The organism is Endozoicomonas gorgoniicola (genome assembly GCF_025562715.2).
Taxonomy (GTDB): domain Bacteria; phylum Pseudomonadota; class Gammaproteobacteria; order Pseudomonadales; family Endozoicomonadaceae; genus Endozoicomonas_A; species Endozoicomonas_A gorgoniicola.
Genome location: NZ_JAPFCC010000001.1, coordinates 1,272,190 through 1,285,153 on the forward strand (window position 1 = coordinate 1,272,190; position 12,964 = coordinate 1,285,153).

Annotated in this window: 12 protein-coding genes; all 12 read left to right on the forward strand. The window is 38.1% G+C overall.

Annotated features, from left to right (window positions below; all coding sequences use genetic code 11):
• The 12 genes from NX722_RS05900 (at position 1) to NX722_RS05955 (ending at position 12,964) form a co-directional block, all read left to right on the forward strand.
• Positions 1-1,185 carry a DUF3322 domain-containing protein gene (locus NX722_RS05900; protein ID WP_262567168.1) on the forward strand — a complete coding sequence of 395 codons (1,185 nt, stop codon included), beginning with the start codon at positions 1-3 and terminating at the stop codon, positions 1,183-1,185.
• A gap of 89 nt (positions 1,186-1,274) precedes the next feature.
• Positions 1,275-2,549: a bifunctional tetrahydrofolate synthase/dihydrofolate synthase gene (folC, locus tag NX722_RS05905; protein WP_262567169.1), complete on the forward strand. Its 1,275-nt coding sequence runs from the start codon at positions 1,275-1,277 to the stop codon at positions 2,547-2,549.
• Between the two features lie 278 nt (positions 2,550-2,827).
• Entirely contained in the window at positions 2,828-4,246 is a 1,419-nt protein-coding gene (locus NX722_RS05910; protein ID WP_262567171.1) for a mannose-1-phosphate guanylyltransferase/mannose-6-phosphate isomerase, read from the forward strand.
• Positions 4,243-5,613 (forward strand): phosphohexomutase domain-containing protein, encoded by a 1,371-nt coding sequence (locus tag NX722_RS05915; RefSeq protein ID WP_262567172.1) that lies wholly within the window; start codon positions 4,243-4,245, stop codon positions 5,611-5,613. Before NX722_RS05910 ends, NX722_RS05915 begins: the two co-directional genes overlap by 4 nt.
• Positions 5,614-5,618: 5 nt before the next feature.
• The gene (locus tag NX722_RS05920) at positions 5,619-6,413 is read left to right on the forward strand and encodes an ABC transporter permease (RefSeq protein WP_262567173.1); all 795 of its coding nucleotides are present in this window, start codon (positions 5,619-5,621) and stop codon (positions 6,411-6,413) included.
• Positions 6,410-7,642 carry an ABC transporter ATP-binding protein gene (locus tag NX722_RS05925; protein ID WP_262567174.1) on the forward strand — a complete coding sequence of 411 codons (1,233 nt, stop codon included), beginning with the start codon at positions 6,410-6,412 and terminating at the stop codon, positions 7,640-7,642. The genes NX722_RS05920 and NX722_RS05925 overlap by 4 nt, the downstream gene beginning before the upstream one ends.
• Positions 7,643-7,657: 15 nt before the next feature.
• Entirely contained in the window at positions 7,658-8,890 is a 1,233-nt protein-coding gene (locus tag NX722_RS05930) for a hypothetical protein (RefSeq protein ID WP_262567175.1), read from the forward strand.
• Positions 8,862-10,016 (forward strand): glycosyltransferase, encoded by a 1,155-nt coding sequence (locus tag NX722_RS05935; protein ID WP_262567176.1) that lies wholly within the window; start codon positions 8,862-8,864, stop codon positions 10,014-10,016. The genes NX722_RS05930 and NX722_RS05935 overlap by 29 nt, the downstream gene beginning before the upstream one ends.
• Complete coding sequence (locus NX722_RS05940; protein WP_262567177.1) at positions 10,006-10,848, forward strand: FkbM family methyltransferase; 843 nt, start codon at positions 10,006-10,008, stop codon at positions 10,846-10,848. Before NX722_RS05935 ends, NX722_RS05940 begins: the two co-directional genes overlap by 11 nt.
• A gap of 127 nt (positions 10,849-10,975) precedes the next feature.
• Complete coding sequence (locus tag NX722_RS05945) at positions 10,976-11,608, forward strand: PI-PLC domain-containing protein (RefSeq protein ID WP_262567178.1); 633 nt, start codon at positions 10,976-10,978, stop codon at positions 11,606-11,608.
• Positions 11,601-12,227: an HAD family hydrolase gene (locus tag NX722_RS05950; protein ID WP_262567179.1), complete on the forward strand. Its 627-nt coding sequence runs from the start codon at positions 11,601-11,603 to the stop codon at positions 12,225-12,227. Before NX722_RS05945 ends, NX722_RS05950 begins: the two co-directional genes overlap by 8 nt.
• Positions 12,228-12,232: 5 nt before the next feature.
• A complete protein-coding gene (locus tag NX722_RS05955; RefSeq protein ID WP_262567180.1) occupies positions 12,233-12,964 on the forward strand; it encodes a glycosyltransferase family 2 protein in 732 nt (243 codons plus the stop codon).

Sequence of the window (12,964 nt, forward strand, 5' to 3'; positions counted from 1 at the left end):
ATGATCACTCAAAAGGAACTCAAAAAAAAAGCCACACGACCCTGGTCGACCGGTGGCTTTTTAAGACAGTGGCTGGCAGGTGAAACGGTATTTCCCCTGGAAATACCGTTTGCCAAACCATCGGGTCGAACCCTGACCAGTGACTTTGTTAAGGTACGTGACTGGATTGCCATGCTCCAGTGTCATTCAAGCTCAGTCAAAGGATCGGGCTACCGGCTGGAATACAAAACCGTTAACCATAAACAACTGGGGCAGCAACGACTGCCCGACCGGATTGTGTTTGAAAGTCGTGATGACTGGTTAGGGTTCATTGGCTGCAAAGACGCGTTCAGGCAGTTTAACGAAATAACGGGCATGACTAAACGTCAGCTGCCAGACGTTATGCCGTTTTTATCTGAAAAGCCTCTGAAGGTCATTGAGCATGCAGACAGTTGGCACAACCTGATCAGGGTTTGCCGGTATTTCCAGATTCGTCCGCAGCCAGATCGCTATATACGACAACTGGATATACAGGGGGTTGATACCAAGTTTATCGAAAGTCATAAAAGTATTTTGAGCGAACTGCTGATCCTGGCACTTGAAGATGATGACTTTGATGATTCCGTCACTGGTCTGGCGGAGAATGGTTTCGAGCGTCGTTTCGGGCTACGCTTTGATGAGCCGCTGATACGGTTCAGGCTACTTGACAGCCAGAAGCCTGTGACAGACATGAGCGTACCCCTGTCGCAGTTTGTCGAACCGACAGAGCAGAATATTACCGCCGTTTATATTACCGAAAACAAAATTAATGGGCTGACTTTCCCTGAAGTGAAGGATGCCATGGTGATTTTTGGTCTGGGCTATGGTGTCCGGTCACTGAAGAACGTGGAGTGGTTGCAGGGGAAAAAAATTATCTATTGGGGTGATATTGATACCCATGGTTTTTCAATTCTCTCGGCTGTTCGTCAGTCTTTCCCTCAGACCGAGTCCCTTTTAATGGATCAGGCGACGCTGGATCAGCATAAGCACCTGTGCGTTCAGGAGAGCGAGAGCAAACGATTTACAGGCCAGCTGAATAATCTTACTGTGCCAGAATCTGCACTATTTACAGCCCTTAAAAACAATGAGCAGGCCGATAACCTGCGTCTGGAGCAGGAGCGGGTTGGTTACTCCTTTATCATTCAGGCACTGAAACAGCCTGAATAATCGCTGTCCGCTGTCCGCTGCCCGCTGTCCACTACGGGCTACGGGCTACGAAAACCTCTTAACCTGAACACACCATCTGAAACTTAATCATGTCACCTACAACATTTAAACAACTCAACGACTGGCTGCACTGGCTGGAAACAACACGACCAGAAACCAACATTGAGCTGGGGTTAACCAGAATCCATAAGGTGCTGGACAACGCCAGACTTTTAAAGCCAGCCCCCTTTGTAATTACTGTCGCTGGCACTAACGGGAAAGGCTCTACCGTTGCATTGCTGGAATCCATTCTCACAGGTGCTGGTTATAACGTGGGTGCCTACACTTCGCCCCATATCCATCGATTCAATGAGCGAATAAGAATCAATGGAGTGGAAGTGTCCGATCAAAGCCTTTGTGAGGCGTTCTGTGACATTGACCGTCATCGGAAAGATAACTGGCTCAGCTATTTTGAATTTGCTGTAGCGGTAGCTGCCTACTGTTTCAAACAGGCTGATGTCGAGATTGCAATTATGGAAGTGGGTCTGGGTGGACGACTGGACGCCACTAATGCCATTGATCCTGACTTGTCCATTATCACCACCGTGGATCTTGATCATCAGGACTGGCTTGGCGACACCATTGAGGAAATAGCCAGAGAAAAAGCAGGCATTATGCGACCCGGTGTGCCTGCTATCTATGGTGACCCATCGGTTCCTGAGTCAATTATTGAGCAGGCTATTGCAGTTGAAGCGCCGCTTTATCGGCGTGGCACAGAGTTTAATATTTCTGTCGAAAAAACGACCTGGTACTGGCAGGGCAAGACCAGGCAAGGGCTGGAAGAAAATATCCAAAAATTACCCGTACCTCAACTGGTTATAGATAATGCTGCAACCGTTATTCAGGCAGTCAAACTCTTGCCATATCCAGTGTCGTATGATCAACTAAGTGAAGGGATAGCCAGAGCGCGTCTCTCAGGAAGATATACGAAGGTTGTCGTAGAAAATAAAAATAACGACCCCGTAGAGGTAGTTTTTGATGTGGCCCACAACCCGCAAGCTGCCCGAAAACTGAGAGAACGACTAGAACAAGACCCTGTGCCTGGTAAAACCCGTGCGCTGATCGCGATGTACAGAGACAAAGATTATAAGTCTGTAGTCAACATATTAGCGCCTGTAATCGATGAGTGGTATGTCAGCGAGTTCGACTCGCCACGGGCTTTGGCTATGTCTGATTTGAAGGATGTAGTTAAGGACTGTGGCGGTAGCGTGGGAGATAATACCCCAATGACCGATATCGTCGATTGCTCCTCCTCTATTGATCGTTTGTTGATCGTTGGTTCATTCCAGACTGTCAGTCTGTACCTCAACCAAGCGGTAGAATAATAACGCACCATGTAGGTTGGGACGAGCAAAGCGACTCCCAACACTCAACTTGACCAGGAAAGATAAAGCCCTTACTTATTCTACGAAAATCCATTTTCGCCCAAAAAAACAACACTGCTATTATGCTCTCTGAAATTAATAGAAGGCTCATGTAAGTGTGGCTAACAGATAACGAATAGAGTGCTATACGAAACGTTATATATCGATTCCCAATGAACGACGTCCAGTCTTAAGTCTCTTACAAAAAATCGTACAAAAAGAATAAAAATCTTTAAGCCATGAAAATAACACCAATAATATTATCAGGCGGCAATGGAAGCCGCCTGTGGCCGCAGTCAAGGGCTCTTTACCCCAAACAGTTTTTAGCACTGGTTAATGATAAAACCATGCTTCAGAACACGCTGGAACGGGTGGGTAATTCTGATATTTACTCTGACCCGGTTGTTGTGTCCAATGAAGAGCACCGGTTTATTGTTGCCGAGCAAAGTCGTGATACAGGGGTTGTGCTGGAGACTATCATTCTTGAGCCTGTTGCACGTAATACTGCACCAGCGGTAGCTATCGCTGCCCTCAATGCATTAGAAGCAAAGGGCGTTGAAGAAGATGCGCTGTTGCTGGTTTTAGCAGCCGACCATGTGATAGAAAATTTAAGGACATTTGAGAAGGCTGTCGATCTTGCAAAGCAATCGGCCCTTGAAGGTAAGTTGGTAACTTTTGGTATTGTCCCTGACCAGCCTGAAACCGGCTATGGGTATATAAAAGCAAAAGAGAAGGGTGGTGTGCAGCCGGTTGAGAGGTTTGTCGAAAAGCCTGATAAAACGACAGCGCAGGATTATGTGGCCTCTGGGGATTACTACTGGAATTCTGGCATGTTCCTATTCAGCGCAAGGCAGTACCTGAATGAGTTACAAACCCTTGAGCCTGCCATGTATCAGGCTTGTGTTAATGCCTATCAGTTATCGGTTAAAGACAGGGATTTTATTCGTCTTGATAAGGCTGCATTTGAAGAATGCCCGGATAACTCCATTGACTATGCAGTGATGGAAAAAACCCGGAACGCAGTAGTTGTTCCAATGGCTGCAGGATGGTGCGATGTTGGTTCCTGGTCGGCCCTGTGGATGCTGGAAGAAAAAGACGACGCTAATAATGCAATTCAGGGCGATGTGATTTTAAATAATGTGCAAAACTGCTATGTCCGTTCAGAAAAAAAATTGATTGCAGCGGTTGGTGTTCAGGATCTGGTTATAACAGAAAGCGACGACGCATTGTTGATTGTTCATAAAGAGGCTGTTCAGGATGTTAAAAAAGTAGTTGAACAGCTGAAAAAAGAGAACCGGCCTGAAGCGTTGATGCATAGAAAGGTATACCGCCCCTGGGGTTATTATGACTCAATAGATTCAGAAGGTCGCTTTCAGGTAAAACGCATTACGGTTAATGCAGGCGAAAAACTTTCGGTTCAGAAACATCACCACAGGGCAGAGCACTGGGTTGTGGTCAGTGGAACAGCGAAGGTGACGCTTGGTGATAAAGAACTTCTGGTGACGGAAAATCAATCAACTTATATCCCTATTGGCGAAGTTCATGCTCTTGAAAATCCCGGAAAAATACCTTTGCAGTTAATTGAGGTGCAGACGGGCAGTTATCTGGGAGAGGATGATATTGTTCGGTTTGATGACCTTTATGGGAGAGCAAAATGACTGACCTGACTTGTTTTAAAGCATACGATGTTCGAGGCAGGTTAGGGGAGGAGTTAAACGAAGATATTGCTTATCGAATTGGGCGTGCTTTTGCACAGCATTTGCAAGCCAAAAGAGTAGTGGTTGGCAGTGACGTGCGCTTAAGCAGTGAGCCTCTGAAGCAGGCTTTGGCAAAAGGGTTAATGGATGCGGGTGCTGATGTTATTGATATTGGCACAACAGGCACAGAGGAAGTCTACTTTGCAGCGTTTCATCTGGATGTGGATGGCGGCATTGAGGTCACTGCCAGTCATAACCCTATTGATTTTAACGGAATGAAGTTTGTAGGTCGGGGTGCCAAGCCTCTCAGTGGTGAGACGGGGTTAAGGGAGGTAAAGACCATTGCTGAAAATCAGGACTTTATTACACCTGTAGCGGCAGGCTCTTTGACAAAGCTTTCAATACTCGACAACTATGTCAGGCATGTACTCGGCTTTATTAATTGTAATAATATTAAGCCATTGAAACTGGTCGTTAATGCCGGTAATGGTGCTGCTGGGCATGTGATTGATGCCATTGAGTCCCGGTTTAAGAAAGAAGGGGTTCCGATAACGTTTATCAAAGTTCACCATGAACCCGATGGTCATTTTCCTAATGGTATTCCGAACCCGCTCATTCCGGAAAAACGCGAGGCAACATCATTAGCCGTCAAACAGCATGAGGCTGATATGGGCATCGCCTGGGATGGTGATTTTGATCGTTGCTTCTTCTTTGATGAAAAGGGTGAGTTTATTGAAGGCTATTATATAGTCGGGCTTCTTGCTGAGGCTTTTTTAAAGAAATACCCCGGTGAAAAAATTATTCATGATCCAAGGCTGACATGGAATACCATTGATATTGTCAAAAAAAATGGTGGCATTCCTATTCAGTCGAAAACGGGTCATGCATTTATTAAAGAACGTATGCGGGAAGAGAATGCTGTTTATGGTGGGGAGATGAGTGCTCATCATTATTTCAGGGACTTTGCTTATTGTGATAGTGGGATGATTCCCTGGTTGTTGATTTCAGAGCTTCTCAGTGTTTCTAATAAGACACTATCAGAAATGTTAGATAGCAGGATGCAAGTTTATCCATGTAGTGGTGAATTAAATTACAAAGTAAAAGATGTTAGAGAAAAATTGTCAGAAGTGATGGTGTTTTATAAAAGTAAAGCGTTGCATAAATCTTTCGATACTACAGATGGTATTAGTTTTGAGTATGATGACTGGCGATTTAATCTTCGTGGATCGAATACTGAACCTTTATTGAGACTTAATGTTGAAACTGCTTTTAATATTAAGCATCTTCAAGAAATAGTTTTTGATATTGAAAACTTGATTAAGGGTTGAAATTAATGTTCGGTATTTTAAGAAGCTTGTGGCAATATCGCTATTTTGTTCTCAGTTCTATCCGTAATGAACTTGTGAATCGTTTTGTTCGTAGCAAATTAGGTGGCCTATGGATGATAATAAATCCCTTGGCGCAAGTGGCAATATACGCATTAATCCTTTCAAATGTTTTAGCAGCAAAGCTACCAGGGATTGATAATAAATATGCTTATGCAATATATCTGATGGCTGGTTTGCTAGCGTGGGCTCTTTTTAATGAAATTATTAGCCGTTGCCTGAATTTGTTTATAGAGCAGGGTAATCTAATGAAAAAAGTACAGTTCCCAAAAATAACTTTGCCTGCTATCGTTGTTGGTAGCAATCTGATCAATAATTTTTTTTTGTTTCTAGCAATGACAGGGATTTTTTTTCTACTTGGTCATCAATTCACTAAAGCTTTATTTTGGTTGTTGCCATTAACCTTAGTACTCTGTGCCTTTTCTCTTGGTGTTGGTTTATTGCTAGGTATTATGAATGTATTTGTTCGGGATATAGGCCAATGTACTCCAATTATTCTACAAATTAGTTTCTGGTTTACCCCGATTGTTTACTCAGTCGATATTATACCTGAAAAGTTTAGATATCTTTTGAATTTCAATCCAATGTACCACTTTACCAGTGCTTATCAGAATGTTTTGGTATATGGCAAGGCTCCTGAACTTGAGGGTTTTTTTCTTATTTGCTTAATGGCCTTAGTGTTCTTAGCAATGAGTCTACTATTGTTTCGTCGTGGTAGTGAAGAAATGGTGGATGTATTGTGACAATATTAAGTGTTAGAGGTGTTGGCAAAGCTTTTCGAGGCTATAGATCTGAATGGCATCGTTTTGCAAGATGGTTTGGTTTGCCAATTAATCCGGTAGTAGAGTCAAGAGTTTTAAACAATATTAGTTTTGATATCAAGTCCGGAGAAGCAATTGGAATAGTAGGGCAGAATGGTGCAGGCAAAAGTACATTGCTGAAAATTATAACCGGTACTCTTCAACCCACAGAGGGAGTTTGTAAGGTCAATGGGAGAATAGCTGCAATTCTAGAACTTGGTATGGGTTTCAATCCTGACCTGACAGGTCGCGAAAATGTACGACATGCTGCTGGTTTGATGGGGCATGGAGTAAGAAAAATTGATGATGCAATGGCTATAATTGAAGAATTTGCTGATGTAGGAGTCCATTTCGATTATCCAGTACGGACCTATTCTACTGGAATGTACGTGCGTGTAGCCTTTGCTATAGCTATAGCCTGGCGACCCGATATACTTATTGTTGATGAGGCATTATCAGTAGGTGATATTTTATTCCAACAAAAGTGCATGAAAAAGATTCAAGAATACCGTTCTAAGGGTACTTCGTTAATTTTTGTTACTCATGATTTTAGTACGTTAACAACTATCTGTGATCAAGCGTTACTTTTATCTGATGGGAAGGTTAAAAGAAAAGGTACATGCAAAGAAATCATTGAAGAATATTTTAATGACCATTCTAATGAATTAGAGATCAATCAGAAAACTGATAAAAATGTGATTCTAGATGAAAAAAAGCCTGTTAGTTGCAACCTACCTAGAATTCACAGTAAATATATATCTGACATTAGTGTGGTTAGTAATAATGGTGTATTAGTTGAGGGGGATATAGGCCGAATAATAATAAGATGTAAAGGGCTATCTTCCTTCAAAGATCCACATGTTGGAATAAGAATTCAAAATAGACAAGGCACAATATGTTATGAAACTAATACATTTTGTCAAAAAAAATACTTAAGAAAGTGCTTGAGAACTGACGACTATGTAAGGATAGATATTAAGTTTAATGTTAATCTTCCTGCAGGAGAGTATACATTAGCTGTCGGAATCGAAAATATAGGTAGTGGTAAAGGTGTGTTTGAACAGATTATTTGCCCTACTGCTGTGCTTAAAACCTTTCAAATAATCAAAAATGAAAAATTAAATGTATGGTCAGGTAGTACAAATCTGCATGCTCACTTTGAATTAAAGTAAGTCAAGGTTATGAATATGATTAAAGATTTGGAAAGATTTGAATTTGGCTTTATAAGTCATCTGTTTAGTAAAAAAGGTGTCTGGATAGGTGATAATAGCCCGATTAACTGTAAAGCTATAAATATTGGGTTGTGTAAGAACTATAGACTTAGTCCAATTTATCACAGAAAATACGATGTGGTATGGTTGTATGAAGATATAGTTTTCAATTATGGTTCAGGCTGGAGGTTGGTTATTGATGAATCTATAAGACTTATTAATGAATCTGGCTATCTTGTAATAAGAACTAAAGACTCAAATAAAGGAACTATATTTGAATTAAAAAGTTTACTAGCAAGGAATACTGGCCTTGATGTTAGTCTTGATCAGCAAGAGCTGCTTAGAGATGGTAGTATAGTAAGTGTTTTTAAAATTAATAGAAAAAATATCGAATTGTATTCAAATAAATTATGGACGATAGGTGTTATAACTAATGGAGAGAAAGAAGATGTAATTTCTAGTTTGATACTAAAAACTTTAAAATTAATAGACCGTGATCTAGTTGAATTTATAATTGTAGGGCCCAAGCTTAATGGCCTAAGTGAAATAGATCTTGATCTAAAATATTTTGATTTAGAGTATAAGGATGACCTAGCTAGGATTTCGAAAAAAAAGAAACTCATTCTGGAAAAAGCAAAAAACCCGAATGTTGCAATATTTCATGATAGATACATAATTAACGATGACTTTTTTGAAGGGTTTGAATATTTTGGATATGATTTTGACTATTTGACGATTAGCCAAAATTATGAATCTGGTAGTTATTTTCCCTCGTATGTTGGCTTTGAATATAGAAGCTTTAAATGGCAAAATCCTTGTTATGAAAAAAGTTATAATGAGCTGTTTGAAGGACATTTTGTAAATGGAGGACTGATAATACTAAAAAAAACAAAACTAACTATTTCCTCATTTAATTCACTACTACTTCATAATGAAGCTGAGGATGTTGAGCTGGCTTTTTTATTAAGATGTCATGGGATTGTTCCTAGAATGAATTTTTATTCAAGTGCTACTACTGTTGGTATCGCAGATAATTATACAGATTCTTTTAAATTATATGTACATTTAAAAACTCAAGAGCCTGCTATTGTTGAGCATATGAAAAAAATAGCAGAGAACTTATGGAAAAAACTACCTAACTCATTAAAATCTAGACTCAGATATTCACGAGCTTATAACTATGTCAAAGAGTTTTTGTTTCATTATTGATGATAGTATTTTAACCACCCATCATGGTGTGAGAAGATATATATTTTCAATTGCTGAGTCACTGAAGGTTTATAATTATAAAGTTGAATTTCTAAAGAAAAATAAAGATAAATGGGATTCAATAGTTTTCAATGATAATTATTTTATAAATAACGGTTTTCAGTCTGATATAAAATTTGCAGACTCTCGATCAGAAATATTAAGCAAATTAAAAAATGCAAAGTTGAATAAATATTTCGATGGTATTTCTACTGAGTCAGTTAATTATGAAACTAGAAGCTTTAGCAGTGATTTTTTATACGATATATGTATTTTGTGTGCACCTTGGGTTTATAAAAGTCAAAATCTTCCAAAGTCAAAAAAGACGTACTGCATTGCCTATGATGTAATACCTAACAGATATTACTTTGCTAAACCAAGTGATGAAGGTTTGAAATCTTTTGCAGCTGAACATAGTAATGGATATACCTGGGCTGATGATGTTGCAGATGGGATATTATGTATAAGTGATGAGACGAAAAGACAGTGTGAAATATTTGGCTTTGGCCAAAAAAAAGGCCTTAAAGTTATCCCAACCATTTTGCCGAATGGATTTGAAAAACAAAAAATAAATTGTGACGATGATTCAATCTGCAAAACTGTAATTTTAGCTGCACCTTTCGATGAAAGAAAAGGTCTAAAATTAATACCTGATTTAGTTAATAGTGGTGATTTTACTAAATTGATTATTTTTGGAAGGCCACGCTGTGATCTAAAACTAGTTCAAGATTTTTATGAAAAAATAGATTTGAATGAAATTGAGTGGTGGTTTGATATCTGTACTGAGAAGCAAATAGAACTGTATTCTAGATCACAGCTTCTTATATTTCCATCGATTTCTGAAGGCCTTGGATTACCTATTCTAGAAGCCTATGCATGTGGTGTCTCTACTTTAGTTTCTGATACTCAGCCACTGAATCGATTAGTGTTTGAAGGTGATCTACTAGATAAAGAATTAGTTAAAGCTAGACAGCAAGTGAGGCAAAGATCTAATGAACGTATAGATAAGATTAAGTTTTCAACGCATGCAAAAAAAAGATGGGGCTCGAATAATTTGATTAAATGGGTTGAAGATTATGATATTTGATGTCGGTGCAAATAATGGTTTATTCTGTCTTGAAGTTGCAAGAAAAAAACCTGATATAATACTACACGCATTTGAGCCTAACTCTGAGTTGTATAGGCACCTTTGTACTATAAAAAATAAAGAGAATCTGAGTAACTTACATATCCATAAATTAGCTATTTCAGACTACACCGGTAGCGGCAAACTGAATATAAGTGATTCAGCGGATAAAGGTTGCTCTAGCTTGTTGGATTTCAATGAAATAAATATAAAAAATGATAAATACTGGCGTAGTAGAACTGATTTGAAATATAGTCATACAGAAGAAGTTTCAATAATAACACTTTCGTCATTTATAAAAGAAGAGAGAATAGATGTAATTGATTTTATAAAAATCGATGCTCAAGGACTCGACCTGTCTATTTTGGCCTCTAGTGGTATATACCTTGATATAATAAAAGCTGGAATGCTTGAAGTACCATCTGTAGCATCAAACTCACTGTATGAAAGTGAATCACAAGATATTCATAAAGCATTAAATTTTTTTTCATCCAATGGGTATACTATAAAAGCAATAAAGCCAAATGACATGGCTTGTAATGAATTTAATATATTTTTTACAAAAAATCCTGAAACTTGGTTTGACATGATCAATGAACTTGGATTAGTTGGAATTGATATTTTTGATGGTAAAAATTACTGGCATCACCATAGCCGCTATATGAACTATGATGAAAGTGAGGTTGAGTCTAGATTAAATAAAAGAATTATAAATTTAAATGAAGAAGTTGAAAGATTGAATAATAGAATACTTGAGTTAGATAAAGAGATTCTTAGATTAAGTAGAATATAATTATTTATAAAAATGGTATCATAGAGTTATATTGATTCATTCGTCGATTTCTAAATAATTTTATATTAAAGAGTATGTTATTTATTAATCTCTCCTATGAATTTATTTTTCTAGTTGGAGTTTCTAATTGATTGTATTGTCGCATCGTGGTTACTGGCTAAAAAAAAATGAAAAGAACACCTCTATAGCTTTCGAGCGAAGTTTTTCTTTAGGTTTTGGTGTTGAAATTGATGTTAGAGATTGGAAAGGTAAGTTAGTTATATCACATAACCCTCCATTGAATGAGTGTATGTCATTTCAACAATTTCTCGATATCTATACGAGCTTCGAGGCTAGGCCGAAAATAGCTATTAATATTAAAGCAGATGGCTTGCATGATTTACTTGAAAAACAATTACAGCAATACGAAATAAATAATTATTTTCTCTTTGATATGTCTGTTCCTGACGCTATTTTATATCTGAATAAAGGGATGAATATATATACTAGACAAAGTGAGTACGAAGAAAACCCATCTTTTTTTGATATGTCTAATGGTGTATGGCTTGATGAATTTCATAGGCATTGGATAACTAATCAGTCAATCATTAATCACCTTAATGCAAAAAAAAAGATATGTATTGTCTCACCAGAATTGCATGGTAGAACCTACAAAAGTGAGTGGGAGCATTATAAAGAATTAGAGCTAAGAATTGGTAAGAATAAAATGATGATTTGCACTGACTATCCCGAAAAAGCTGAGGATTTCTTCAATGCCTAAAATTAAAGCTGTTATTTTTGATATGGATGGAGTGCTTATAGAGGCTAAAGATTGGCACTATGAAGCTCTAAATAAAGCTCTCAGTTTATTTGGTATGGAAATTAGTCGTTATGATCACTTAGTTACATACGACGGTCTACCAACAAAGAAAAAGCTTGAAATGTTAACTACCGATAGGGGATTGCCAGCTAAACTGCATAGTTTTATTAATGAGATGAAGCAGGTTTATACTATGGAGCTTGTACATACTAAGTGCAAGCCTAGTTTTCATCATGAATATGCACTAGCTCGATTAAAACAAGAAGGTTATGCTTTATCTGTAGCATCAAATTCGATCAGGAATAGTGTCAAAGTGATGATGGAAAAAGCATCATTACTTCCATATCTTGATTTCTTTTTGTCTAATCAAGATGTTGAGTTTGGTAAACCTGACCCTGAAATCTATACACGTTCTATCCAAAGGCTAAATTTACAACCTGAAGAATGTTTAATAGTAGAAGATAACGATAATGGTAAACAAGCAGCAAAGGCAAGTGGTGCCTGGTTGATGGAAGTAGGTGATGTACGAGAGGTGAACTATCCAAATATTATGAACCATATTATGCGCATACAGGGGTAGATTATATGCTCAATGTTCTAATCCCAATGGCTGGAAAGTCACAGTATTTTCCAGAAAATGAATACCCATTTCCTAAGCCACTGATTGAAATAGGCCATAAAACAATTGTTGAGTGGGTTGTGGAGAATCTTTCTACGGCTTCTAGTAAAGTTCAATTCATTTTTGTGATTAACACTGCTGATTGTGTGAAATTTCACTTGGACAGTACATTAAATATAATCACCAATGGGCAGTGTAAGATTGTTAAAATTGGTGAAGAAACCCGTGGTTCAGCTTGTAGTGCGCTCATGGCTATTGATCATATACCGAGAAATGAACCACTCTTAATAGCTAATAGTGATCAATTGTTTACATTTTCAATTTCAAAGGTTATTGCTGAATTTTATAAATCTGATGCTGGAGTTGTCACATTTGATTCAGTTCATCCTCGTTGGTCATATGTTAGGCTAGATGAAGAACGACGTGTTGTTGAGGCTGCTGAAAAACACCCGTTAAGTCGTCATGCTATTGCAGGATTATACTATTTTCGCTGTGGTGCTGATTTCATAGAAGCTGCAATGCAAATGATTCGTAAGGATGAAAGTGTTAATGGAAGTTACTTTATCGCACCTATTCTCAATCAAATGATACTGTCTGGTAAAGAAATTAAAATGTATAAGATAAGCAATGATACATATCACACTTTTTATACCCCAAAAAAGATAAAAGAGTACGAGAATCTTCAGAAAATACTATAA